Source organism: Pseudomonas sp. TS_SC_3 (assembly GCF_056156225.1).
In genome coordinates this window covers 3,330,923-3,355,582 of the sequence record NZ_CM149586.1, presented here as the reverse complement: position 1 = coordinate 3,355,582, position 24,660 = coordinate 3,330,923, and the positions used below count along the sequence as shown (strand labels likewise).

At 60.9% G+C, this 24,660-nt stretch carries 25 protein-coding genes; 12 read left to right on the top strand and 13 right to left on the bottom strand.

What is annotated here, in order from left to right; genetic code table 11:
• Positions 1 to 8: 8 nt before the first annotated feature.
• Genes nuoI through AC0J6G_RS15775 form a run of 7 tightly spaced genes read left to right on the top strand, consistent with a single transcriptional unit; the run spans position 9 to position 7,148 of the window.
• Positions 9 to 557 carry an NADH-quinone oxidoreductase subunit NuoI gene (gene nuoI / locus AC0J6G_RS15805; RefSeq protein ID WP_475249288.1) on the top strand — a complete coding sequence of 183 codons (549 nt, stop codon included), beginning with the start codon at positions 9 to 11 and terminating at the stop codon, positions 555 to 557.
• Positions 558 to 566: 9 nt separating this feature from the next.
• The gene (nuoJ, locus tag AC0J6G_RS15800; protein ID WP_475249286.1) at positions 567 to 1,076 is read left to right on the top strand and encodes an NADH-quinone oxidoreductase subunit J; all 510 of its coding nucleotides are present in this window, start codon (positions 567 to 569) and stop codon (positions 1,074 to 1,076) included.
• Positions 1,073 to 1,381, top strand: coding sequence for an NADH-quinone oxidoreductase subunit NuoK (nuoK, locus tag AC0J6G_RS15795; protein WP_090250586.1), 309 nt, complete (start codon positions 1,073 to 1,075; stop codon positions 1,379 to 1,381). The genes nuoJ and nuoK overlap by 4 nt, the downstream gene beginning before the upstream one ends.
• Complete coding sequence (gene nuoL, locus AC0J6G_RS15790; RefSeq protein WP_475249284.1) at positions 1,378 to 3,228, top strand: NADH-quinone oxidoreductase subunit L; 1,851 nt, start codon at positions 1,378 to 1,380, stop codon at positions 3,226 to 3,228. The genes nuoK and nuoL overlap by 4 nt, the downstream gene beginning before the upstream one ends.
• A gap of 15 nt (positions 3,229 to 3,243) precedes the next feature.
• Complete coding sequence (nuoM, locus tag AC0J6G_RS15785; protein WP_475249282.1) at positions 3,244 to 4,773, top strand: NADH-quinone oxidoreductase subunit M; 1,530 nt, start codon at positions 3,244 to 3,246, stop codon at positions 4,771 to 4,773.
• A gap of 23 nt (positions 4,774 to 4,796) precedes the next feature.
• On the top strand, positions 4,797 to 6,272 hold the full coding sequence (nuoN, locus tag AC0J6G_RS15780) for an NADH-quinone oxidoreductase subunit NuoN (protein ID WP_475249280.1): 1,476 nt from the start codon (positions 4,797 to 4,799) through the stop codon (positions 6,270 to 6,272).
• A 24-nt stretch (positions 6,273 to 6,296) separates the two neighbouring features.
• A complete protein-coding gene (locus tag AC0J6G_RS15775) occupies positions 6,297 to 7,148 on the top strand; it encodes an SDR family oxidoreductase (RefSeq protein WP_475249278.1) in 852 nt (283 codons plus the stop codon).
• Between the two features lie 18 nt (positions 7,149 to 7,166).
• Here the strand turns inward: AC0J6G_RS15775 and AC0J6G_RS15770 are convergent, their stop codons facing one another.
• The 6 genes from AC0J6G_RS15770 to AC0J6G_RS15745 all read right to left on the bottom strand — a co-directional run bounded on the left by AC0J6G_RS15770 (position 7,167) and on the right by AC0J6G_RS15745 (position 12,544).
• Complete coding sequence (locus tag AC0J6G_RS15770; protein ID WP_475249276.1) at positions 7,167 to 7,901, bottom strand: hypothetical protein; 735 nt, start codon at positions 7,899 to 7,901, stop codon at positions 7,167 to 7,169.
• A gap of 47 nt (positions 7,902 to 7,948) precedes the next feature.
• Entirely contained in the window at positions 7,949 to 8,329 is a 381-nt protein-coding gene (locus tag AC0J6G_RS15765; RefSeq protein ID WP_475249274.1) for a RidA family protein, read from the bottom strand.
• A gap of 134 nt (positions 8,330 to 8,463) precedes the next feature.
• Positions 8,464 to 10,572, bottom strand: a complete 2,109-nt coding sequence (gene spoT, locus AC0J6G_RS15760) for a bifunctional GTP diphosphokinase/guanosine-3',5'-bis pyrophosphate 3'-pyrophosphohydrolase (protein ID WP_475249272.1) — start codon at positions 10,570 to 10,572, stop codon at positions 8,464 to 8,466.
• A gap of 60 nt (positions 10,573 to 10,632) precedes the next feature.
• Complete coding sequence (gene rpoZ / locus AC0J6G_RS15755) at positions 10,633 to 10,896, bottom strand: DNA-directed RNA polymerase subunit omega (RefSeq protein WP_090250565.1); 264 nt, start codon at positions 10,894 to 10,896, stop codon at positions 10,633 to 10,635.
• Positions 10,897 to 11,010: 114 nt separating this feature from the next.
• A complete protein-coding gene (gmk, locus tag AC0J6G_RS15750) occupies positions 11,011 to 11,631 on the bottom strand; it encodes a guanylate kinase (RefSeq protein WP_475249268.1) in 621 nt (206 codons plus the stop codon).
• Between the two features lie 49 nt (positions 11,632 to 11,680).
• Entirely contained in the window at positions 11,681 to 12,544 is an 864-nt protein-coding gene (locus AC0J6G_RS15745) for a YicC/YloC family endoribonuclease (RefSeq protein ID WP_475249266.1), read from the bottom strand.
• Between the two features lie 140 nt (positions 12,545 to 12,684).
• Here AC0J6G_RS15745 and rph point away from each other — a divergent pair, with 140 nt between their 5' ends.
• Complete coding sequence (gene rph / locus AC0J6G_RS15740; protein ID WP_475249264.1) at positions 12,685 to 13,407, top strand: ribonuclease PH; 723 nt, start codon at positions 12,685 to 12,687, stop codon at positions 13,405 to 13,407.
• 36 nt (positions 13,408 to 13,443) lie between these two features.
• Positions 13,444 to 13,815 carry a DUF4870 domain-containing protein gene (locus tag AC0J6G_RS15735; protein WP_475249262.1) on the top strand — a complete coding sequence of 124 codons (372 nt, stop codon included), beginning with the start codon at positions 13,444 to 13,446 and terminating at the stop codon, positions 13,813 to 13,815.
• 55 nt (positions 13,816 to 13,870) lie between these two features.
• Here the strand turns inward: AC0J6G_RS15735 and AC0J6G_RS15730 are convergent, their stop codons facing one another.
• Positions 13,871 to 14,650, bottom strand: a complete 780-nt coding sequence (locus tag AC0J6G_RS15730) for an exodeoxyribonuclease III (RefSeq protein WP_475249260.1) — start codon at positions 14,648 to 14,650, stop codon at positions 13,871 to 13,873.
• 93 nt (positions 14,651 to 14,743) lie between these two features.
• Here AC0J6G_RS15730 and pyrE point away from each other — a divergent pair, with 93 nt between their 5' ends.
• A complete protein-coding gene (pyrE, locus tag AC0J6G_RS15725) occupies positions 14,744 to 15,385 on the top strand; it encodes an orotate phosphoribosyltransferase (protein ID WP_167143793.1) in 642 nt (213 codons plus the stop codon).
• A 22-nt stretch (positions 15,386 to 15,407) separates the two neighbouring features.
• Positions 15,408 to 16,001 (top strand): DUF4124 domain-containing protein, encoded by a 594-nt coding sequence (locus AC0J6G_RS15720; RefSeq protein ID WP_475249258.1) that lies wholly within the window; start codon positions 15,408 to 15,410, stop codon positions 15,999 to 16,001.
• Position 16,002: 1 nt separating this feature from the next.
• On the opposite strand, the gene AC0J6G_RS15715 is transcribed toward AC0J6G_RS15720, so the two are convergent.
• From AC0J6G_RS15715 to coaBC, 5 genes are all read right to left on the bottom strand, one after another.
• Positions 16,003 to 16,449 carry an acyl-CoA thioesterase gene (locus AC0J6G_RS15715; protein ID WP_475249256.1) on the bottom strand — a complete coding sequence of 149 codons (447 nt, stop codon included), beginning with the start codon at positions 16,447 to 16,449 and terminating at the stop codon, positions 16,003 to 16,005.
• A gap of 134 nt (positions 16,450 to 16,583) precedes the next feature.
• Positions 16,584 to 17,489, bottom strand: coding sequence for an acetylglutamate kinase (gene argB, locus AC0J6G_RS15710; RefSeq protein WP_475249254.1), 906 nt, complete (start codon positions 17,487 to 17,489; stop codon positions 16,584 to 16,586).
• Positions 17,490 to 17,520: 31 nt separating this feature from the next.
• Positions 17,521 to 18,909, bottom strand: a complete 1,389-nt coding sequence (gene algC / locus AC0J6G_RS15705) for a phosphomannomutase/phosphoglucomutase (protein WP_475253787.1) — start codon at positions 18,907 to 18,909, stop codon at positions 17,521 to 17,523.
• A 1,256-nt stretch (positions 18,910 to 20,165) separates the two neighbouring features.
• Positions 20,166 to 20,621 carry a dUTP diphosphatase gene (gene dut, locus AC0J6G_RS15700; protein WP_475249252.1) on the bottom strand — a complete coding sequence of 152 codons (456 nt, stop codon included), beginning with the start codon at positions 20,619 to 20,621 and terminating at the stop codon, positions 20,166 to 20,168.
• A 29-nt stretch (positions 20,622 to 20,650) separates the two neighbouring features.
• Entirely contained in the window at positions 20,651 to 21,859 is a 1,209-nt protein-coding gene (coaBC, locus tag AC0J6G_RS15695; RefSeq protein WP_475249250.1) for a bifunctional phosphopantothenoylcysteine decarboxylase/phosphopantothenate--cysteine ligase CoaBC, read from the bottom strand.
• 190 nt (positions 21,860 to 22,049) lie between these two features.
• Between coaBC and radC the strand changes: the two genes are divergently transcribed.
• Positions 22,050 to 22,724: a RadC family protein gene (gene radC / locus AC0J6G_RS15690; RefSeq protein ID WP_475249248.1), complete on the top strand. Its 675-nt coding sequence runs from the start codon at positions 22,050 to 22,052 to the stop codon at positions 22,722 to 22,724.
• On the opposite strand, the gene AC0J6G_RS15685 is transcribed toward radC, so the two are convergent.
• Positions 22,721 to 24,310: an ABC transporter substrate-binding protein gene (locus tag AC0J6G_RS15685; protein WP_475249246.1), complete on the bottom strand. Its 1,590-nt coding sequence runs from the start codon at positions 24,308 to 24,310 to the stop codon at positions 22,721 to 22,723. The two genes, radC and AC0J6G_RS15685, sit on opposite strands and share 4 nt — an antisense overlap.
• Positions 24,311 to 24,660 lie beyond the last annotated feature (350 nt).

Sequence of the window (24,660 nt, the reverse complement as noted above, 5' to 3'; positions counted from 1 at the left end):
ACCACCACATGTTCAAATACATAGGGGCGGTGCTGCACGGCACCTACACCCAACTGCGCAGCATGGCCATGGTCTTCAGCCATGGCTTTCGCAAGCGCGACACCTTGCAGTATCCGGAAGAAGCCGTGTACCTGCCGCCGCGCTACCGTGGCCGTATCGTCTTGACTCGCGACCCCGACGGCGAAGAACGCTGCGTGGCCTGCAACCTGTGCGCGGTGGCTTGCCCCGTGGGCTGCATTTCACTGCAGAAGGCGGAAACGCCGGATGGTCGCTGGTACCCGGACTTCTTCCGCATCAACTTCTCGCGCTGCATCTTTTGTGGCCTGTGTGAAGAAGCCTGCCCGACCACCGCGATCCAGCTCACCCCGGATTTCGAGATGGGCGAATACAAGCGTCAGGACTTGGTGTACGAGAAAGAAGACCTGCTGATCAGCGGCCCGGGCAAGAACCCGGACTACAACTTCTACCGCGTCGCCGGTATGGCCATCGCCGGCAAGCCGAAAGGCGCCGCGCAAAACGAAGCCGAACCCATCAACGTCAAAGGCCTACTGCCCTAAGGAGGGGACATGGAATTCGCGTTCTACCTCGCCGCCGGCGTTGCCGTGGCGGCCACATTCAGGGTGATCACCGCGAGCAATCCGGTGCATGCCCTGCTGTACCTGATTCTCTCGCTGCTGGCGGTGGCGATGACCTTCTTCGCCCTCGGCGCACCCTTTGCCGGCGCGCTGGAGATCATCGTCTACGCCGGCGCAATCATGGTGCTGTTCGTCTTCGTGGTGATGATGCTTAACCTCGGCCCAGCGGCCGTTGAGCAAGAGCGTCAGTGGCTGACGCCCGGAATCTGGGTTGGCCCGGCGATTCTCTCGGCGCTGTTGCTGGGGCAATTGCTCTATGTGCTGTTCCAGTCACCCAGTGGCGCGGCCCTCGGTTTGCAGACCATTGATGCCAAAGCCGTCGGCATTGCCCTGTACGGGCCCTACCTGCTGGCGGTGGAGCTGGCTTCGATGCTGCTGCTCGCTGCGCTGGTCGCGGCCTATCACCTCGGCCGTCACGATGCCAAGGAGCCAACCGCATGAATGCGATTCCCCTCGAGCACGGCCTGGCCCTGGCCGGCGTGCTGTTCAGCCTCGGCCTTATTGGCCTGATGGTGCGGCGCAATATCCTGTTTGTGCTGATGAGCCTGGAAGTGATGATGAATGCCACTGCCCTGGCTTTTGTGGTGGCGGGCAGCCGTTGGGCCCAGCCTGACGGCCAGGTGATGTTTATTCTGGTCATCACCCTGGCTGCTGCTGAAGCCAGCATTGGCCTGGCGATCCTGCTGCAGCTGTATCGCCGCTTCAACACCCTGGATGTCGACGCTGCCAGTGAGATGCGCGGATGAATCTTCTATTCCTGACCTGTGTATTTCCGCTGCTGGGCTGGTTTTTGCTGGCCTTCTCGCGCGGGCGTTTCTCCGAAAATCTGTCTGCGCTGATCGGCGTCGGCTCGGTGGGCCTGTCCGCCCTTACCGCGGCCTGGGTGATCGTGCAGTTCAACCTGAATCCGCCGGAAAACGGCGTGTTTACCCAGGTGCTGTGGCAGTGGATGAGCGTGGCCGGTTTTGCGCCGAGCTTCACCCTCTATCTGGATGGTTTGTCCGTGACTATGCTGGGCGTGGTTACCGGCGTGGGCTTTTTGATTCACCTGTTCGCCAGCTGGTACATGCGCGGTGAAGAAGGTTATTCGCGCTTCTTCGCCTACACCAACCTGTTTATCTTCAGCATGCTGCTGTTGGTGCTGGGCGATAACCTGCTGATGCTGTACTTCGGTTGGGAAGGCGTGGGGCTGTGCTCCTACCTGCTGATCGGCTTCTACTTCAAGCACAGCGCCAACGGCAACGCGGCGCTGAAGGCGTTTATCGTCACCCGTATCGGCGACGTGTTCATGGCCATCGGCCTGTTTATCCTGTTCCTGCACCTAGGCACCCTGAATATTCAGGAGCTGATGGCATTGGCGCCGCAGAAGTACGTGGAAGGGGATAGCTGGCTGTGGATCGCCACCTTGATGCTACTCGGCGGTGCGGTGGGTAAGTCCGCCCAGCTGCCGCTGCAAACCTGGCTGGCCGACGCCATGGCCGGCCCGACCCCGGTTTCTGCACTGATCCACGCGGCGACCATGGTCACCGCCGGCGTTTACCTGATCGCGCGGACTCACGGCCTGTTCCTGCTGACCCCGGAGATTCTCGAAATGGTCGGTATCGTCGGCGGCGTGACCCTGGTGCTGGCCGGCTTCGCCGCGCTGGTGCAGACCGATATTAAGCGCATCCTCGCCTACTCGACCATGAGCCAGATCGGTTATATGTTCCTCGCCCTGGGCGTTGGCGCCTGGGATGCGGCGATCTTCCACCTGATGACCCACGCCTTCTTCAAGGCCTTGCTGTTCCTCGCCTCCGGTGCAGTGATCAACGCCTGCCACCACGAGCAGAACATCTTCAAGATGGGCGGCCTGTGGAAGAAACTGCCGTTGGCCTACGCCAGCTTTATCGTCGGCGGCGCAGCGCTGGCGGCGTTACCGCTGATCACGGCGGGCTTCTACTCCAAGGACGAGATTCTTTGGGAAGCCTTCGCCAGTGGTCATCAGTGGCTCCTGTACGCCGGCCTGGCCGGGGCCTTCCTGACTTCGCTCTACACCTTCCGCCTGATCTTTATCGCCTTCCATGGCGAGCAGCAGACCGAGGCCCATGCCGGTCACGGAGTAGCGCATTGGCTACCGCTGGGCACGCTGATCGTACTCTCGACCTTTATCGGCGCGTTGATCACCCCACCGCTGGCCGGCGTGTTGCCGCAGAGCGTCGGCCATGCCGGTGGTGACGGCCGCATTGGTCTGGAAATCGCCTCCGGGGCCATCGCCATCATCGGCATCATCCTGGCGGCGTTGCTGTTCCTCGGCCAGCGCCGGTTTGCCACGGCGGTGGCGCAGAGCGCGCCGGGGCGCTTCCTCTCGGCCTGGTGGTTCGCGGCCTGGGGCTTTGACTGGCTCTACGACAAGCTGTTTGTGCAGCCGTACCTGTGGCTTTGCCGACTGCTTGGGCACGACCCGATCGACCGCAGCATTGGCCTGATTCCGCGCTTGGCGCGAGGCGGCAACGCCTTGCTGGCCAGTAGCGAGACTGGCCAGGTGCGCTGGTACGCCACATCGATAGCCGGGGGCGCCGTGCTGGTGCTCGCCGTTCTCCTGTTTCTGAATTAAGGAAAATAGCCCGTCATGATTCTGCCCTGGCTAATCCTGATCCCCTTTATCGGCGGCCTGCTGTGCTGGCAGTGCGAGCGCTTCGGCAACATCCTGCCGCGTTGGATCGCCCTGCTGACCATGGCCTTGCTGTTCGGTCTGAGTCTGTGGCTGTGGGCCACTGGCAACTTCAGCCTGGCGCCTGCTCCGGGTGCTGCGCCACAGTGGGCGGCTGAGTTCCAAGTGCCATGGATCGAGCGCTTCGGCATCAGCGTGCACCTGGCGCTGGATGGCCTGTCGGTGCTGATGATCAGCCTCACCGGCCTGCTCGGTGTGCTCTCGGTGCTCTGCTCGTGGAACGAGATCCAGAACCGCGTTGGCTTCTTCCACCTCAATCTGATGTGGATTCTCGGCGGCGTGGTCGGCGTGTTCCTCGCCGTCGACCTGTTCCTGTTCTTCTTCTTCTGGGAAATGATGCTGGTGCCGATGTATTTCCTCATCGCACTCTGGGGTCATAGCGGCAGCGATGGCAAGACGCGCATCACCGCCGCTACCAAGTTCTTTATCTTCACCCAAGCCAGCGGCCTGATCATGCTGCTGGCGATCCTCGGCCTGGTGTTTGTGCATTTCGACCAGACCGGCGTGCTGACCTTCAACTACGCCGATCTACTGACCACCAAGATGGCGGCCGGCACCGAATACATCCTGATGCTCGGCTTCTTTATCGCCTTCGCGGTGAAGTTTCCGGTGGTGCCGTTCCACTCCTGGCTGCCGGACGCCCACGCTCAGGCGCCGACCGCAGGCTCGGTGGACCTGGCCGGTATCCTGCTGAAAACCGCTGCCTACGGGCTGATGCGCTTTGCCCTGCCGCTGTTCCCCAATGCCTCGGCGGAGTTTGCGCCGATTGCCCAGTGGCTGGGCGTGTTCGCCATCATCTACGGCGCGCTGCTGTCGTTCGCGCAGACCGATATCAAACGCCTGGTGGCCTATTCCAGCGTGTCGCACATGGGCTTTGTGCTGATCGCCATTTACTCGGCCAGCGAGATCGCCCTGCAGGGAGCGGTGGTGCAGATGCTCGCCCACGGCCTGTCCGCCGCCGCGCTGTTTATCCTCTGCGGCCAGCTCTACGAGCGTCTGCATACCCGCGATATGCGCGAGATGGGCGGTATCTGGGCGCGCATGCCCTGGCTGCCGGCGCTTAGCCTGTTCTTTGCTGCCGCAGCGCTGGGCCTGCCGGGTACCGGTAATTTCGTCGGTGAGTTCCTGATTCTGGTCGGCAGTTTCCAGAGCGCGCCGTGGGTCACCGTGCTGGCGGCCACGGGTCTGGTGTTCGGCTCGGTTTACTCGCTGATCATGATTCATCGCGCCTACTTTGGCCCGGCTAAGGCGGATACCGTGTTGCCAGGTTTGCAGGTACGCGAGCTGAGCATGGTGCTGGTTCTGGCTGTGCTGCTGATCCTGCTCGGTGTCTACCCGCAGCCGGTGCTCGACACCTCCGCCGCCAGCATGCAAGGCGTGCAGCAATGGCTGGGTAATGCCCTCAATCAATCTGCTTTGGCCCAGTGAGCGGCTTAATGGAAAGTCATGCTATGCAACTGACGACTCAACATTTCATCGCGCTGCTGCCGTTGCTGATCACCGGCGCCACTGTGGTGCTGGTGATGCTGGCAATCGCCTGGAAGCGCAACCACACCATGACCTTCGGTCTGTCGGTGCTGGGCCTCAATTTGGCCCTGCTGTCGCTGCTGCCGGCCTTGGGCGTAACACCCATCGAGGTCACGCCACTGCTGTTGGTGGATAAATTCGCCTGCTACTACATGGCCTTGGTGCTGGCCGCGACCCTCGCCTGTGTGACGCTGACTCATGCTTACCTGGGCGGTGAGTCTGGCAAGGGTTACCCGGGTAACCGCGAAGAGCTGTACCTGCTGATGCTGCTGTCTGCCGCTGGCGGTCTGGTGTTGGTTAGCGCGCAGCACCTGGCGGGTCTGTTTATCGGCCTGGAGCTGCTCTCGGTGCCGACCTACGGCATGATCGCTTACGCCTTCTTCAACAAGCGCTCGCTGGAAGCCGGCATCAAGTACATGGTGCTGTCCGCTGCAGGCAGCGCGTTTTTGCTGTTCGGCATGGCGCTGCTGTACGCCGAGTCGGGCAACCTGACCTTCGCCGGCATCGGTGCCACGTTGGCCGCTGACGGCTTACCGAGCATGCTGGCACAGCTGGGCGTGGGCATGATGCTGATCGGCCTGTCCTTCAAGCTGTCGCTGGTGCCGTTCCATTTGTGGACGCCGGACGTCTACGAAGGTGCACCGGCACCGGTGGCCGCCTTCCTCGCCACGGCCAGTAAGGTCGCGGTGTTTGCCGTGCTGCTGCGTTTGTATCAGATGTCCCCGGCGATGGTAGGTGGCTGGCTCAGCGATCTGCTGACGCTGATCGCCATCGCCTCGATCATCTTCGGCAACCTGCTGGCGCTGTTGCAGAACAACCTCAAGCGTCTGCTCGGTTATTCCTCCATCGCCCACTTCGGCTACCTGCTGGTAGCACTGATCGCCAGCAAGGGCCTGGCCGTGGAAGCGGTGGGCGTGTATTTGGCGACTTATGTGCTGACCAGCTTGGGTGCGTTCGGCGTGATTACCCTGATGTCGACGCCCTACAGCGGGCGTGATGCCGATGCGCTGTACGAATACCGTGGGCTGTTCTGGCGCCGCCCGTATCTGACCGCAGTGCTGACCGTGATGATGCTGTCGCTGGCGGGTATTCCGTTGACCGCCGGCTTTATCGGCAAGTTCTACGTGGTCGCTGCCGGTGTGCAGTCGCAGCAGTGGTGGCTGCTTGCCGCCCTGGTAATTGGCAGCGCGATTGGCGTGTTCTATTACCTGCGGGTGATGGTCACCCTGTTTATGGTCGAGCCGAACTTGCGCCGCCACGATGCGCCGTTCAATTGGGCGCAGCGTGCCGGTGGCATCATGCTGCTGGTGGTGGCGGTGCTGGCATTCTTCCTTGGTGTGTATCCGCAGCCATTGCTTGAGCTGGTGCAACAGGCCAGGTTGGTGGCACTGTTGCCCTGATGAACAACCAGGGAATACGCAACGATGAGTAAGACACTGATGATTGCCGGCTGTGGCGATGTCGGCAGCCGCCTGGGTCAGCAGCTAAACGCTGCGGGCTGGACGGTTTACGGCCTGCGCCGCAGCGTGGCGCTGTTGCCACAGGGCATTCGCCCGGTTGCCGGTGATCTGCATGCCGATGCCTGCCCGGCCGCCTGGCCGAGTGAACAGCTGGATTATCTCGTGTATTGCGCGGCCGCCACCGAGCACGACGAGGCCGGTTACCGCGCGGCCTACGTTGATGGGCTGCGCCGTGTGCTGGGCTGGCTAGCGCAACATGGCCAACGGCCCAAGCGTGTGCTGTTTGTTTCCAGCAGTGGTGTGTATGGCCAGCAACTCGGCGAGTGGGTGGATGAAAACTCACCCGCAGAAGCCGGTAGCTACTCGGGGCGAATTATGCGTGAAGCCGAACAATTGCTCCTGAATAGCGACCTGCCAGCCAGCGTGGTGCGGCTTAGCGGCATCTATGGCCCAGGGCGTGAATGGCTGCTGGGTCAAGTTCGCCAAGGCTATCGGGTGGCCAGTGAGCCACCGTTATACGGCAACCGCATCCATGCCGATGACGCAGCAGGGCTGCTGGCCTTCTTGCTGCAGGCGGATGGCCGTGGGGTTGTGCTGGATGACTGTTATCTGGGTGTCGACGATGAGCCGGCACCGCTCTACGACGTGGTGGCTTGGTTGCGTGAGCAGCTGGGCGTCAGCCATTGGTCTGAGCAGTCGACGGTGCGCCGCGCCGGCAGTAAACGTTGCAGCAACGCCCGCGCCAAAGCCCTGGGCTGGCAGCCTCAGTACCCAAGTTATCGTGAGGGTTACCGGGCGATTCTGGCGCAGCTGTAGCTTGGCGTTGCGCGCGGTTTAGCGTTTGACCAGCAGCCAGCGCTGCTGGCCTTTGTAATAGCTGGGCATTTCATCGATCTGTGAGCGGTTTAGTGCTTCGAAAACGCGCAACTGGTCGCCTTCACGCTCGAACAGCCAGCTTTGCCCCTGATCGCCCAGCTGCAGCCAAAGGCTGTCGAACTCGCCGCTCATGGCCGCGCAATCGCCTGCCAGGCACAGCGCATAGCGTTCTGCGCCGGGGAGGCCCTGCACGCTGCCATCGGCTTGAAAAATGACCAGGCCACCTTCGCCCAAGCCTTCCTTGATCAGCCAGCTGCCGCCCAGGTAGGCGCTGTACAGGGCTTGCTCAAAGCTGCTGCCCAGTAGTGCCAGCGGGCCTGGCGCTATGGGCGTTCGGACAAAACGTTGTTCGGGCCAGGTTGTGCTTTGCGCCTGAATCAGTTCATTGCCGCTCAGGCGCAGGGACTCTTGCACATCGCCATAGAAATACACGCGCCAGTGACCATCGGGCTGGCGTTTGAGGCTGCCTTCGTCGCGCTCGTAGCCGTTGCTATAACTGGCCAGGCGGCGTTGGCTGTCGATCTGCCATTCCAGGTTCGGCCCGTAGGCGAGCAGCGCTTCGCGCAGGTTGCCGCCTTCGCTCGCAGCGGTAATAGCCGCCTGGTTGATCCAGGTGCTGCTAGGGTCGGGCAACTTACCGGCGCAGCCGCTGAGCAGCGTGCTGAAGAACAGGGCGGCTAACAGGCTACGCATGGCACATCCTCAGGAGGAGAGGGCGGGGCGTGGCCCCGCCGACGGACTTATTCGATAACCAGAATAGCGTCCATTTCTACCTGTGCGCCGCGTGGCAGAGCGGCAACACCGATGGCTGCGCGGGCAGGGTAAGGCTGCTCGAAGTAGCGGCCCATGACTTCATTGACCTTGGCGAAGTGCGACAGATCAGTGAGGAAGATATTCAGCTTGACGATGTCCTTGAACGAACCGCCAGCCGCTTCGGCCACTGCCTTGAGGTTTTCGAACACCTGCACGGTCTGGGCTTCAAAGCCTTCAACCAGCTCCATGGTCTTGGGGTCGAGTGGGATCTGGCCGGACATGTACACGGTGTTACCCGCTTTGATCGCCTGGGAGTAGGTGCCAATGGCGGCCGGGGCCTGGTCGCTGCTGATAACGCTCTTGCTCATGGAAACTCCTGTAAAGCTGTTGGGGGAAGAACACTGCGGTGCGCTTTGGCGCGCAGCTGGTTAGGTTGGATGAAAGCCCCCGCGGCTGTCAAAAGGCCGCTGGCGGGTGATTGCAGTCGTCAGGCGCTGAAGGTTCAGCCGCGGGCGCGGGTGATGCGGATCACCCCAGTCAGGCTGCGCAGCTTCTTGATCACCCGTGCCAGGTGTACGCGGTCATGCACGCTGACCACTAGCTGCACGACGCTGATGCGGCCATCACGCTCGTCCATGCTGATTTTCTCGATGTTGCCGTCGGCGGCATTCACGCTGCCGGCCAGCAAGGCGATCAGGCCGCGCTGGTGCTCAAGTTCGACGCGCAGCTCGACATTGAATTCGCCGGTCACATCCTTGGCCCACGACAGCTGGATACATTTTTCCGGGTTGTGGCGGACCTCGCCGATGTTCTTGCAGCTGTCCAGGTGTACCACCATGCCTTTGCCGGCGGACAGGTGGCCGACAATCGGGTCGCCCGGGATCGGCGTACAGCATTTGGCGTAACTGAGCACCAGACCTTCGGTGCCACGGATCGCCAGCGGGCCTTCGCTGCTTGGCAGGGTGTCGATGCTGTCGCTGAGCAAGCGACGTGCCACCACATAAGCCATACGATTGCCCAGGCCAATGTCTTCCAGCAAATCTTCGGTCAGTTCCAGGCGGTATTCGCTGAGCACGGCCTGGATGCGCTCCACGGGCAACGAGTCGAGGTGGCTGCCAAAGCCGGCCAAGACCTTATTCAGCAGGCGTTCGCCAAGGCTGATGGACTCTGAGCGGCGCTGCAGTTTCAGCGCGTGGCGAATATGCGTGCGTGCCTTGCCGGTGACCACAAAGCTCAGCCAAGCCGGGTTTGGTCGGGCGCCAGGGGCGGTGACGATTTCCACCGTAGAGCCACTTTCCAGGGCTTGCGACAGCGGCGCCAGGCGGCGGTTGATGCGGCAGGCGATGCAGGTGTTGCCGACGTCGGTGTGCACCGCGTAGGCAAAGTCGACCGCCGTGGAGCCTTTCGGCAGCTCCATGATGCGGCCCTTGGGCGTGAACACGTAGACCTCGTCGGGAAACAGGTCGATCTTCACGCTCTCGATAAATTCCAGCGAGTTGCCGGCGCGTTGCTGCATCTCCAGCACGCCCTTGACCCACTGCCGCGCGCGGGCGTGGCTGCCCTTGGGCTGGTCTTCCTCGTTGGATTTGTACAGCCAGTGCGCGGCAATGCCGTTGTTGGCCAGCTCTTCCATCTCGCGGGTGCGGATCTGGATTTCGATCGGTACGCCGTGCATGCCGAACAGCGTGGTGTGCAGCGACTGGTAGCCGTTGGCCTTGGGGATTGCGATGTAATCCTTGAAGCGGCCGGGCAGGGGCTTGTACAGGTTATGCACGGCGCCGAGCACGCGGTAACAGGTGTCGACCTTGTCGACGACGATGCGGAAGGCGTAGACGTCCATGATTTCGTTGAACGCCCGGCGCTTGCCGCGCATCTTCTGGTAGATGCCGTAGAGGTGCTTCTCGCGGCCCATCACCTCGCCTTCCATGCCTTCGCGGGCCAGGCAGTGGGTGATCGACTCTTCGATCTTGTTGACGATTTCCTTGCGGTTGCCCCGAGCACGCTTGACCGCTGTGCGGATGCGCTCGGAGCGCATCGGGTGCATGGCCTTGAAGCCTAAGTCCTCAAACTCGATGCGCATGCTGTGCATGCCCAGGCGATTAGCAATGGGGGCGTAGATTTCTAAGGTTTCTTTGGCAATGCGCCGGCGTTTCTCACCGGATAGCACTTCCAGGGTGCGCATGTTGTGCAGGCGGTCGGCCAGCTTGACCAGGATCACGCGGATATCGCGGGCCATGGCCATGGCCATTTTCTGGAAGTTCTCGGCCTGAGCCTCGGCCTTGGTTTCGAAGTTCATCTGGGTCAGTTTGCTGACCCCATCGACCAGTTCCGCCACGGACTCACCGAACTGGGTGTCCAGGGCTTCTTTGGCAATACCGGTGTCTTCGATGACGTCATGCAGCATCGCGGCCATCAGGCTTTGATGGTCCATGTGCATGTCTGCCAGGATGCACGCCACCGCTAGCGGGTGGGTGACATAGGCTTCACCGCTGCGGCGGCGTTGGCCGTCGTGGGCTTGTTCGGCGTAGAAATAGGCGCGACGAACCAGATTGACCTGGTCAGCGTCGAGGTAGGTCGAAAGTCTGTCGGCGAGGACGTCTATGCTCGGCATGGGAGTGGCCCTTGCCGATTCAGATTATCCAGCGCCTGACGACGTCGACCCGGCATAGGCTTACAGAGGCTCGTTAGCCTCTTCCTCGAATGCAGCAAACAGCGGTTCTTCCTCGACGATGTCGTCCTGAGCAATGACGTCGTAGCTCATCAGGCCAGCAGCGATTTCACGCAACGCGACCACGGTCGGCTTGTCATTTTCCCACGCCAGCTTCGGCTCTTTGCCACCGGTAGCCAGTTGGCGCGAACGCTTAGTGGCGAGCATGACCAGCTCAAAGCGGTTATCAACGTGATCCAGGCAATCTTCGACGGTAACGCGGGCCATGGTGTTCCTCGTAGCAAATGCGTAATAGAGCTGGGCCCAAATGGGCGAGCGGACTGGATAGTCTAAAAAATCACCAGCATTAAGGGAAGCTTTGATTTACCGCGCGGCGATAAGTCAGACCAGCAACTCGCCGAGCAGGCCGTTGTGGCGTTGTTGCTGTGGCGCCTGGAGCAATTGATTGGCGCGGAAAATCGCCTTCAGATCGCTCAAGGCATGGGCGAAGTCATCGTTGATCAGCAGGTAATCGTATTCGACGTAATGGCTCATCTCGCTAACGGCTTCACGCATGCGCCGCTCAATGATTTCGCCGCTGTCCTGGCCGCGGTTGGTCAGGCGATGACGCAGGGCTTCCTGGGTCGGCGGCAGAATAAAGATGGACTTGGCCTCCGGCATCAGTCGGCGTACCTGCTGCGCGCCTTGCCAGTCGATTTCCAAGATCAGGTCGAAGCCGTCGCGCAGGGTTTGTTTGACCCATTCCTGCGACGTGCCATAGAGGTTGCCGAAGACTTCCGCGTGCTCAAGGAACTCGGTTTTATCGAGCATGGCGTGAAACTGCTCGCGGCTGACGAAGTGGTAGTTCACCCCGTCCACTTCGCCCGGACGCATGGCGCGGGTGGTGTGCGACACGGACACACGAATCTGCGCTTCGCTGTCGATCAGCGCTTTGACCAGGCTGGTTTTGCCCGCGCCAGACGGGGCGGAAATGATGTAGAGGGTGCCGGTGGTTATGCTCATGGATCAATCCTGGGGCGCGTTGTTCGAAGAGTAGCAGTAGCGGTTTGGCTTATTCGATGTTCTGCACTTGTTCGCGCATCTGCTCGATCAGCACTTTGAGGTTGACTGCCGCCTGGGTGCTGCGGGTGTCGAAGGCCTTGGAACCGAGGGTATTGGCTTCGCGATTGAGCTCCTGCATCAGAAAATCCAGGCGCCGGCCGGCTTGGCCGCCGGTTTTCAGCACACGCCGTACTTCGCTGACGTGGGTGCTGAGGCGGTCTAGTTCTTCGGCAACGTCACTTTTCTGCGCGAGCATCACCAGCTCTTGCTCCAAGCGCTGCGGGTCGAGTTCGGCCTGCATCTCGGCGCAACGGTCGAGAATTTTCTGCCGTTGTCCGGCAAGCATCTGCGGCACCAGTTCGCGCAGGGCGACGACCTGTTCAAGAATGCTGTCCAAGCGCTCATTGAGCAGCTTGGCCAGCTCTGCGCCTTCGCGTTCGCGGCCGTTCTTCAGCTCGTTCAACGCTTCGGTGAACAGCGCCAGAGCACTCTGATTCAGGGCTTGTGGGTCGGCAGCATCGGCCACCAGTACGCCAGGCCAGCCGAGCACTTCCAGCGGGTTGAGCGCGGCGGGCTGCTTGATCAGGCCGGCCACGCTTTCGGCAGCGGCGATCAGTTGTGCGGCGCGCTCCAGATCGACTTGCAGAGCTTTACCGGCATTGTCGTCGCTAAAGCGCAGGGTGCATTCGACCTTGCCGCGCGACAAACCATTACGCAGCGCTTCGCGCACCGCACCTTCGAGGTCGCGGAAGCTTTCCGGCAAGCGCAGATGAGGTTCCAGGTAGCGATGGTTAACCGAACGCAGCTCCCAGCTCAGGGTGCCGTTGGCGCCGGCTTGTTCGGCGCGGGCGAAGGCAGTCATGCTGTGGATCATGGGGCGAACCTCGCGAAAAGTCAGAACTAAAGGCGCGCGATTGTAGCGCAGTGCGTCGGCCGCTCCCAATTCGGCACACCGCTGGCGGCTTGCGGCCTTATAATGTTGGGGAGATTTTTATTCAGAGCAGGAATTCCTAGATGAAACGTCCCAGTGGCCGCGCCGCCGATCAGTTGCGCTCGATTCGTATCACCCGCAACTACACCAAGCATGCCGAGGGTTCGGTACTGGTGGAATTTGGCGATACCAAAGTGATTTGCACGGTCAGTGTCGAGTCGGGTGTGCCGCGTTTTCTCAAGGGGCAGGGCCAGGGTTGGTTGACTGCCGAGTACGGCATGCTGCCGCGCGCCACCGGTGACCGTAACCAGCGTGAAGCCAGCCGTGGCAAGCAGGGCGGCCGCACCCTGGAAATCCAGCGCCTGATCGGTCGTTCGCTGCGCGCCGCCCTGGATATGTCCAAGCTGGGTGAGATCACCCTGTACGTTGACTGCGACGTGATTCAGGCTGACGGTGGCACCCGCACCGCCTCCATCACCGGGGCTATGGTGGCCCTGGTTGATGCGCTGAAAGTGATCAAGAAACGTGGCGGCCTGAAAGGTGGCGACCCACTCAAGCAGATGATTGCCGCCGTATCGGTGGGCATGTATCAGGGTGAGCCGGTGCTGGATCTGGATTACCTGGAAGACTCCGCCGCCGAAACCGACCTCAATGTGGTGATGACCAGCACCGGCGGCTTTATCGAAGTGCAGGGCACCGCTGAAGGCGCGCCTTTCCAGCCGGCTGAACTGAACGCCATGCTGGCGTTGGCGCAGAAAGGTATGACTGAGCTGTTTGAGCTGCAGCATGCGGCTTTGGCTGAATGAGTTGTCTAGCTAGCCTGTAATGCAAGGAGAAGCATCATGAGCGACGAGTTCCAAGCACCACAGCCTGTTCCCAACCCTGAAGCCCGCCAGTGGGCCATGTTCTGCCACTTTGCGGCTTTTCTCGGGCTGGTGTTTCCCTTTGGTAATCTGCTTGGGCCGTTGATCGTCTGGCAGATCAAAAAGGATCTCGATCCGTTCGTCGATGCTCAGGGCAAGGAAGCGCTGAACTTTCAGATCAGCGTGGCGTTGGCAGCGCTGCTGTGTTTCCTGCTGATGGTGGTGGTGATTGGTTTTCCGTTGCTGGCGCTGGTCAGCATCGCCGCGCTGGTCTTGACCATCATTGCCGGGATCAAAGCCAATGAAGGCCAGGCGTATCGCTATCCATTCTCTTGGCGTCTGGTGAAGTAGGCGCTCTACGAGCAGACAGTAAAAAACCGGCATTTAGCCGGTTTTTTATTGGGCGCTATACGCTGAGCATCCAGTCGTAATCGACGATCAGCGGCGCGTGTTGCGAGAAGCGTGGCTGACGCGGCAGGCGGGCGCTGCGGATGCTGCGGCGCATGCCGGGTGTGAGTAACTGATAGTCAAAGCGGTAGCCGAGGTTGAGCAATTCAGCCTGCTCGCTGTCTGGCCACCAGCTGAACTGGTCGCCTTCACGGCTGACTTCGCGCAGTGCATCGACATAGCCCATGGTGCCAATCACTTCATCCAGCCAGGCGCGCTCAGGCGCGAGGAAGCCGGGTGATTGCTGGCAGTCGCGCCAATTCTTCACGTCGAGCTTCTGGTGTGCCACGTAGAACGAGCCGCAATAGATGTATTCGCGACGCTTACGGCGCTGCTTGTCCAAATAATGGGTGAAGTCGTCCATAAACTTGAATTTCTGATTCAAGCTCTCATCACCCTGCTGCCCCGAAGGCATCAGCAGGGTGGCAATACTTACTTTGTCGAAATCGGCCTGCAGGTAGCGCCCATAGCGATCGGCCATTTCAAAGCCGAGGCCGCTGATTACCGCCTTGGGTTGCAACCGCGAATACAGCGCCACGCCACCTTGGCTGGGCACTTCTGCATCGCAGGCATAGAGGAAATAGCCATCCAGTTGGAGGGCTTGGTCGTCCAGTTCAAAGGCGGAGGCGCGGGTGTCCTGCAGGCAGATGACGTCGGCATTCTGTGCTTGCAGCCAACTGAGCAAACCGCGCTCGACTGCAGCATGAATACCATTCACGTTCACACTGATGATCCGCATAAATGGCCCCCAAAATCACGTGCGTGTATGATACCCGAGCTCATCTGTATTAGCTAAATTACCTAGTAAATCCGTGCTGTCCGGGGCTTTTTCATGCAAGCGTATCAACGTGATTTCATCCGTTTTGCCATCGAGCGTGGGGTTCTGCGCTTTGGTCAGTTCACCCTCAAGTCCGGGCGCATCAGTCCATATTTCTTCAATGCCGGGCTGTTTGACAGCGGTTTGGCCTTGGCGCAGCTCGGACGTTTTTATGCCGCCGCCGTGGTAGATAGCGGTATCGACTTCGATGTGCTGTTCGGCCCGGCTTATAAAGGTATTCCGTTGGCCGCCACCACCGCAGTGGCACTGGCCGAGCATCACCAGCGGGATATGCCCTGGTGCTTTAACCGCAAGGAGGCCAAGGATCACGGCGAAGGCGGCACCTTGGTCGGTGCTCCGCTGGCCGGTCGCGTGTTGATCATCGATGACGTGATCACGGCCGGCACGGCGATTCGTGAGGTGATGCAGATCATTCAGGCTCAGGGCGCGCAAGCCGCCGGTGTGCTGATCGCACTGAACCGCCAGGAACGTGGCAAAGGCGAGCTGTCGGCGATTCAGGAGGTCGAGCGCGACTACGGCATGCCGGTGGTGAGCATTGTGTCGCTTGAACAGGTGCTGGAATATCTGGCGGAGGATGCTGAACTCAAGCAGTATCTTCCTGCGGTACAAGCCTATCGCGCCGAGTACGGAATCTAACCTGCTGATAAGGTGCTGCATTGTGCGTAAATCTGCCGTGACCCGCTGTTCGCTGTTGCTTGGCCTACTGTTGCCGGTTGTGGCAGGTGCAACCGAGTTATATCGCTATGTCGATGACAAGGGCACCACGGTGCTCAGTCGTCAGGGCGTGCCGCCGGAGCACATCAGCAAGGGTTACGAGGTGCTAAATGACCAGGGGCGGGTGATCAGGGTTATTCCGCCGGCCCCGAGTGCTGAAGAAATGAAGCGCCTCCTCGCAGAGAAAGCGCGGGCCAGTTCTGACGCGCAGTTGCTGCGCTTTTACAGCACCCCGGAAGATGTTGAGCGCGCGCGCCAGCGCAAGCTGGCCGAGCTAGATGGCTTGATTGGTGTGGCGCGCGGCAACTTGCAGTCAGTGCGCACGCAGCAGGCCAATCTGCAAAGCCAAGCGGCTGATCATGAGCGTGCAGGGCGTCCAGTGCCAGCAAACCTGCTGGTGCAGATCGATAACCAGAAAATTGAGCAAGAGCGCCTCAAAGGCGAGATCCTGCGCTATCAAGCCCTGCGCAAAGAAGCGGACAGCGGTTTTAACGCTGACCGTGATCGGCTCAAGGAGCTGATGGGCCGCAACCGGTAGCTCATTGCTGCGGTGCGGAGCGCTCAAAGGCCAAAATTTTCTCCCTCAACCACGTCGGCAGCGGGCTGCTGCTGTGCGTTGTGCTGTGAGCGTGCACATAAATCACTTCGCCAGCAGTGAGCGCCTGCTCTTCTCGCCAGATGCCCATGGCAAAACTCAAGCTTGAGCGACCCAGGCGGGCGACGCGAATGCCGATCTGCAACTGATCATCGAAGCGTGCAGGTGCCAAGTATTCCAGTACGGTCTTGATCGCAAAGAAGTCGCCGCCGTCGCGGCTCAGGTCATCCGGATAGCGAATGCCCAGCGCACGAAAGTACTCGGTGATGGCGACATCGGCATAGGTCAGGTAGTGGCCGTTGAACACGATGCTCTGCGGATCCACTTCGGCCCAGCGCACGCGCAGCGTGTGGAAAAAGCTGAAGGCTTCGCGGGAGAGTGCGGTTGGCATGCGTTACACCTACGGCTGGTAGCGTGGAGCCACTGAGCTTCGGTGTTGAGGCAGCAGGTCGCAAGGGTTACAGCAGGCGATCAGGCGGCTGAATCAGCCAGGATTACCCGGCTGATTCGCGGTTCTATCGGATGTCAGTGGCGCTTGCGGTTGCAGATCAGGGTACCCACACCGCTGTCGGTGAAAATTTCCAGCAGCACGGCATTCGGCACGCGGCCGTCAATGATGTGCGCGCTGGTTACGCCGCCCTGCACGGCTTCCAGGGCGCAGCGGATCTTCGGCAGCATGCCGCCGTAGATGGTGCCATCGGCAATCAGCTCATCGACCTGCTCGGTGGTCAAGCCGGTAAGGACTTCTCCCTGCTTGTCCATCAAACCGGCGATGTTGGTCAGTAGCATGAGCTTTTCAGCTTTTAGCGCTTCGGCCACCTTGCCCGCCACCAGGTCGGCATTAATGTTATAAGACTCACCTTCCGGGCCAACCCCAATGGGTGCGATGACCGGAATAAAGTCACCCTTAACCAGCATGTTGAGCAGGTCCGTGTTGATCCCGGTGACTTCGCCAACATGGCCGATGTCGATGATCTCCGGCTGGGTCATCTCCGGCGTTTGGCGGCTGACCTTGAGTTTTTTCGCGCGGATCAGTTCGGCGTCTTTGCCGGTCAGGCCGATGGCGCTGCCGCCGTTCTGGTTGATCAGGTTGACGATGCTTTTGTTAACTTGGCCGCCGAGCACCATTTCCACCACGTCCATGGTCGCGGTATCGGTGACGCGCATGCCATCAACGAAATGGCTCTCGATTGAAAGGCGCTTGAGCAGATCACCGATCTGCGGGCCGCCGCCATGCACCACTACGGGGTTGATGCCCACCGCTTTCATCAGCACGATGTCGCGGGCGAAGCCCTGCTTGAGCTCTTCGCTTTCCATGGCGTTACCGCCGTATTTGATCACCAGGGTCTTGCCGACAAAGCGCCGAATATACGGCAGCGCTTCGGACAGTACTTTGGCAACGTTAGTGGCGGCATCACGTTCGAGGGTCATGCAGGGCTCCAGTAGAAAATGTGCTAATCAATCAGAACGGCAGGTCGAGATCCGGCACCGCGCTATAAAGCTGGGCGCGGAACACTTCCTTGATTCGTTCGAGTTCCTCTTCGGTTTCGGCCTCGAAGCGCAGCACCAGCACCGGTGTGGTGTTGGAGGCACGTACCAAGCCCCAGCCTTTGGGGTAGTCGACGCGCACGCCATCGAGGTTGGTGATATTGCCTTCGCCCCACACACCATCGCGCTGAAGGCGTTCGATGATGCTGAACTTACTCTGCTCGGTGACCTGGATATTGATTTCCGGGGTGGAGACATCGTTGGGGAAGGCGTTGAACACGTGGTCGGCGTCACGGCGATCCTGGCTGAGGATTTCCAGCAGGCGCGCGGCGGCATAGAGGCCATCGTCGAAGCCGAACCAACGCTCTTTGAAGAAGATATGCCCGCTCATTTCGCCGGCCAGCAGGGCGCCGGTCTCTTTCATCTTTTTCTTGATCAGCGAATGGCCGGTTTTCCACATCACCGGGCGACCGCCGTAGCCGCTGATCAGCGGGGTCAGGCGGCGGGTGCATTTGACGTCGAAGATGATGTCGGCACCGGGGTTGCGTGACACCACATCCTTGGCGAACAGCATCAGTAAACGGTCCGGATAGACGATGGCGCCGGTATTGGTCACCACGCCGACGCGATCGCCGTCACCGTCGAAGGCCAAGCCGATATCGGCTTTCTCGCTTTTTACCTTGGCAATCAGGTCCGCCAGGTTTTCCGGCTTGCCGGGATCGGGGTGGTGATTGGGGAAATTGCCGTCGACTTCGCAGTACAGTGGTATCACCGTACAGCCCAACGCCTCGATCAATTGCGGGGCGATTACCCCGGCCACACCATTACCGCAGTCGACCACCACGCGCATGGGCTTGGCCATGGCGATGTCATCGCGGATGTGTTTGAAGTAGCGCTCCAGCACATCGACTTGCTCAACCGTGCCAACGCCGCTGATCAGGTCATTGTTATCGATGCGCGTTTTCAGCGCCTGGATCTGTTCGTTGGCCAGGGTGTCACCGGCGATAACGATTTTGAAGCCGTTGTAGTCCGCCGGGTTGTGGCTGCCGGTGAGCATCACTGCCGATTTACCGGTGAGGATGTGCCCGGCGTAATACACCACGGGGGTCGGCACCATGCCGACATCGCTGACGTGACAGCCGCAATCGAGCAGGCCTTGGATCAGTTGCTGGACCAACTCCGGGCCGGACAGGCGCCCGTCGCGGCCAACAGCGATGTTTGGCTCGCCCTGGGCAATCGTTTGCGAGCCAATGGCGCGGCCAATCCAGTAGGCCGTTTCGGCATTCAGGGTACGCCCGATTACACCCCGGATATCGTAAGCACGGAAGATATCTGCCGGCAGCTTGGGCGCTTGCGTTTGCACTGGGGCGGGCGTGGGCTCATTAAGGCCGAGCAGGTCTTGGTCTTCGTCGAGAATGTCGATGTCGAGGATATCCGTGTCTTGGAATAGAGGATCGACCATCGCGCTGGCAGGCATTTGCATGGCTGCGCGTTCCTGAGTCGTCGCACCTGAGCTCGCCGCTGCCGGGTTTGCCTGCTCGCTGGCGCGGCGAGGAAGGCGGGCCAGGCTCTGCGCGAGGGTGTCCAGGGCAGGCAAACTTAGGCTAAAGGCTTTGACGGCCTTACCGGCGGACAGTTCCTTGAGCATTTGGCTGAGCTGCAGGACGTCGGCGCGCAACTGGCGGTGCAGCTTGTTTTGCATCAGGTAAAGGCCAATAACGGCGCCAACCAGTGCCAGTAAGCCGGCAATGGCCAGCAGTAACGGTGAGAACACCGGTGTGGTCAGTGCCGCGCCCGGGGTAAAACTAAGTGTCCAGTTGGGGTTGCCGGTACTGAACGCTTGTGCAGTACCTTCGGCCTGGCCGTGCTGTGCCAGCACTTGGGCGGCGGTGTTGTTGAACTGCTGAATCAGCTGAATCTGGCCGATTTCGGTGGGCATGGCCGGCAGGCTGGCCAGCAGGCGCTCAAGGTCAACGACCAGCAGCAGCGTGCCGTGCATGGGTTCGCCTTCATCCAGGCGCAGCGGCGCGACGCTGTAGACCAGCCAGCGGCGGCCTACTTTGTAAGCCTCTGGCGCAGGCATTTGGCCGTTTTCGGCGCGGCGCAGCATGTCCAATGCCGCAAAGTTCATCGGTGCGCTGCGGCTCATGTCCTGCACGGCCTGGTTGCGGGCGTTGAGATGAGCGTCGACCACGGCATGCCAATAGGTGAGGTTGCGCTCGGCACTGCGAATTTGGTTAAGGTCCTGACTTTGTAAGGCCTGCAGCAGCTGCGGGTTGCGCGCAGCCGCTTCGGTATCAGCGCTCAGTTGTTGCAGGGCTTTTTGCAATACAGTCGCCTGGCCGCCGCCCCAGGCCTGGCTGAGTTGTTGCAGCTGTTGCTGGTAGGCGCTATTGAGCGGGCCAAACCAGAGCAGCGCGCCCGCCAGGATGATACCGATGAGCGCAGCCAACACGCCCGGTAGCAGGGTGCTGAGGTTGTTCTCTGCCGCTTTTGGCGCCTCGGGTGCGCTAATAAGCTGGGCGCTGGGCGTCAGCGCGTCAGCCTCCTTGGCGGTGCGGTTGAAGAGTTTCATGCAGCGTCTCCTCGGCAGTTCATCCTGAAACTAGATTAAGACAATCAATTGCTACCGGAGTGGCCGAAGCCGCCTGCGCCACGCTGGCTTTCGTCGAACTGTTCGACCAGCTCGAAGTGTGCCTGCACCACGGGTACCAGAATCAGTTGGGCAATGCGCTCACCGACACTGATGGTGAAGGCGCTTTGCCCGCGATTCCAGCAGGACACCATCAGTTCGCCCTGGTAGTCCGAGTCGATAAGCCCAACCAGATTGCCGAGCACAATGCCGTGTTTGTGACCCAGCCCCGAGCGCGGCAGGATCATCGCGGCGAGGCCGGGATCGCCGATGTAGATCGACAGGCCGGTGGGGATCAGCACGGTTTGCCCGGGTTCGAGCACCAGCTCCTGTTTGAGCATGGCGCGCAGATCGAGGCCGGCGGAGCCTGGGGTGGCGTAGTGCGGCAGAGGAAATTCGCTGCCTAGGCGGGGGTCGAGAATCTTGGCTTGTAAGGCGTGCATATCGGGCTCTGTAATCGGGGTGTGGGGCGTCAGCTACGGGCCATGCGCTCGGCAATAAAGCTCACCAGTTGGCGGGCGATCTTGCTTTTGCTGGTTTGGGCGAAGCTGCTTTGCTGAAGCTCACGGTCGATGATGGTGATGGCGTTTTCTTCGCTGTTGAAGCCGATGCTGGGGTTGGCCACATCATTGGCGACGATCAGGTCGAGGTTCTTGTCGCGCAGCTTGCGCGAGGCGTACTCCAGCAAATTCTCGGTTTCGGCAGCAAAGCCGACGCTGAACGGGCGGTCGCTGCGTCCTGCCAGGGTGGCGAGAATATCCGGGTTACGCACCATTTGCAGGAGTAGGCCATCACCGCTGGTGGGGTCTTTCTTTAATTTGTGCTGGGCGACCACTTCTGGGCGGTAGTCGGCCACCGCTGCGGCCGCAATCAGCAGGTCGCAGGGCATCTCAGCCTCGCAGGCGGCGAGCATGTCACGGGCGCTGGTGACGTTGATGCGGGTGACGCGCTCGGGCGTGGGCAAGTGAACGGGGCCGCTGATCAGGGTGACCTTGGCGCCGGCTTCGGCGGCTGCTTCGGCGAGGGCAAAGCCCATCTTGCCGGAGCTGTGGTTGGTGATGTAACGCACGGGGTCGATGTTTTCTTGTGTGGGTCCTGCGGTAATCAGCACGTGTTTGCCGGTCAGCGCCTGGTGCTGGAAGCAGTCGGCGGCGCATTGCACTAATTGTTCCGCTTCGAGCATGCGGCCCAGGCCAATGTCACCGCAGGCCTGGCTGCCGGCAGCCGGGCCGAACAGGTGCAGGCCGCGCGCGGTCAGTAATGCGGCGTTGGCTTGGGTGGCCGGGTCGCGCCACATGGCCTGGTTCATGGCCGGGGCTAGGGCGACAGGTGCGTCAGTCGCGAGTACCAAGGTGGTCAGCAGGTCATCCGCTACGCCTTGGGCCAGGCGCGCCATCAGGTCGGCGGTGGCCGGCGCGATCAACACCAAGTCGGCCCAGCGCGCGAGCTCGATATGGCCCATGGCGGCTTCGGCTTCGGGGTCGAGCAGGTCAAGGTGTACCGGGTGCCCGGAGAGTGCTTGCAGGGTCAGCGGGGTAATGAACTCACGGCCGCCCTTGGTCATGACCACGCGTACGTCAGCGTCTTGATCCTTGAGTCGGCGAATCAGCTCGGCACTTTTATACGCGGCAATACCGCCGCCCACGCCAACAATGATGCGTTTCCGATACAGCCGCTGCATAGGCCTGCCTTTTATAAAGATGGATATACACCGCGACGCCGACACCTCCCCAGGCCAGGCGCCGCGCAAAAGTTGGGCTACGATAGCACAGAGCCTGCAACCGCGTAGCGCTGCCAAGTGCTTGCCAGGCTTGGCTTTGCGGCACACAGGTGAGGCGGTTTGCCGCGCCTGATAAACACAAGGAGGTGTGATGAGTATTCGTGATTGGCCTGCGGCAGAGCGCCCGCGGGAAAAGCTTCTGGCTCAGGGGGCGAGTGCCCTTACCGATGCCGAATTACTGGCCATTTTTCTGCGTACTGGCGTGGCCGGGCAAAGCGCCGTCGACCTGGCGCGCCATCTGCTGGCTGACTTCGGCGGCTTGCGGGCGTTATTGCAGGCGGATTTGCCCTCGTTTAGCCAGCGTTTGGGCCTGGGGCCGGCGAAGTTCGCTCAGCTGCAGGCGGTGCTGGAAATGGCCCGGCGCCATCTGGCCGAGCAATTGCGCCGCGACTCGGCACTGGAAAGCCCGCAGGCGGTGCGCGATTACTTGAAAGCGCTGTTACGCCATGAGCCGCATGAAGTCTTTGGTTGCCTGTTTCTCGATGCCAAGCACCGTGTGCTGGCGTTCGAGGCGTTGTTCCACGGCTCCATCGACAGCGCCAGCGTTTATCCCAGGCAGGTGGTTAAACGCGCGCTTGCACACAACGCGGCGGCGCTGATTCTGACCCACAACCATCCGTCCGGCGTGGCCGAGCCCAGTCAGGCGGATCGGGTGCTCACCCGTCGCCTGAAAGAGGCGCTGGAGCTGGTGGATGTGCGTGTACTCGACCACTTTATCGTCGGCGACGGTGAGCCGCTGTCGATGGCCGAGTACGGATGGCTCTAAGGTGCCAGTCGCACTTTGGAAAAGTCCTGGCGACCGAACGGGCTGACCTGATAACCCTCGACTTGCTTACGCGTCAACGCGTAGGCCGTTGGGTGGGCTAACGGTAGCCACAGCGCCTGCTGCTGAATGATCTGCTGCGCTTCTTTGTAGATTTGGCTGCGCTGCGCCTGGTCGCTGGTGCGTTTGCCGTCGGCGATCAGTTTGTCCAGTTGCGGGTCGCAATAGCGGGCGAAGTTCAGCCCGGACTCGAGTGAGGCGCAGGCAAATTGCGGGGTGAGGAAGTTGTCCGGATCGCCATTGTCGCCGGCCCAGCCCATAAACAGCAGGTCATGCTCGCCGGCTTTGGCGCGGCGAATCAGCTCGCCCCATTCGATCACGCGGATTTCCGCTTTGATGCCGACCTTGGCGAGGTCCGCCTGCAGCAATTGCGCGCCCAGACTCGGGTTGGGGTTAAGCACGCTGCCGGTGGGGCGTGTCCAGATGGTGGTGCTGAAACCATCGGTCAGGCCAGCCGACTTGAGTAAGTCGCGGGCTTTCTGCGGATCGTAAGGGTAGCCGGGCAGTTCGCTGGCATAGCTCCAGGTGTTGGGTGGGTAGGGGCCGTTAGCAGCCTCGGCGCTGTTTTCGAATACCGCTTTCAGGTAGCTGGCCTTGTCGAAAGCCAGGTTGATCGCCTGGCGCACGACGGGCTGATCCAGCGGCGGGTGCTGGCTGTTGATGCCGACGAAGGCGGTCATAAAGGCAGCGGTATGCGCGGTCTGCAGATTGCTATCGCCGCTGATGGCCTGCACGTCCTGCGGTTTCGGCGACAGGGCGATGTGGCATTCGCCACGGCGCAGCTTCTGCAAGCGCACGTTGGCGTCGGGGGTGATGGCGAATATCAGGTTGTCCACTGCAGGCTTGCCGCCGAAATAGCTCGGGTTGGCGCTGTAGCGCACGCTGGCGTCTTTCTGGAAACGCTTGAAGACGAACGGGCCCGTGCCGATTGGCTGACTGTTGAGCGCTTCCGGCGTACCGGCTGCCAGCAATTGCTCGGCGTACTCGGCGGAATAAATAGAGGCGAAGCCCATGCTCAGGGTGGCGAGAAAGGTCGCATCCGGACGGTTGAGGTTAAAGCGCAGGCTTTGTTCGCCGGTTTTGTCGATACTTTTGATCAGGCTCGGCAGCTGCATCGACTGGGCGTGTGGGTAACCACTGGGGGCGACCTTGTGCCACGGGTGCACCGGATCGAGCATGCGCTGAAAGCTGAATAGCGCGTCATCAGCATTCAGCAGGCGGCTGGGGCTGAAATAGCCGGTTTGGTGAAAACTCACATCCGTGCGCAGGGTGAAGCTGTAGCTCAGGCCATCCGCACTGACCTCCCAGGTCTTCGCCAGGCTGGGTTGCAGCGTACCGCTGCTGGCATCGAAATCCACCAGGCGGTTCATCAGCACGTCGGCTGACGCGTTGGTGGTGGTCAGCGAGTTGTACTGCACCACGTCGAAGCCGTCCGGGCTGGCTTCAGTGCACACGCTGAGCGTACTGGCCTGGGCCAACGCGGTGGCCATTAGTGGGACGAGCAGCAGCGGTAGGGCGGCAAGGCGCATGGCAAACTCCTGGGGAGGGTATGTGTGGCGCGTGAGCGAAGGGCTTACCCTAGGGCATTAGCTGGCGGCAGGGCAATCCATCTTGGCGACGAGCGGTCGAGCGGGGTTTTTCGCTGACGGCGAGGGGCTTGCGGGCGTGAATCCGCTGTTGGCCTTTGTTCGGTAAAGTGCGTTAAATCTTGTTGCGCTTTAGGCTTTCTGGTATAAAGCAGCGCTCTTTTGTAGGGGCCCGGTTCTTGCGCTTTCAGGTACGGCCGGTAAGACCCTCGAGATACGCGGCGTTAAGCGCCAAGATTGAATATTAGCGGCCAACCCATGCCGGGTTGGGCATGTGGATTTAGAGGGCTGAG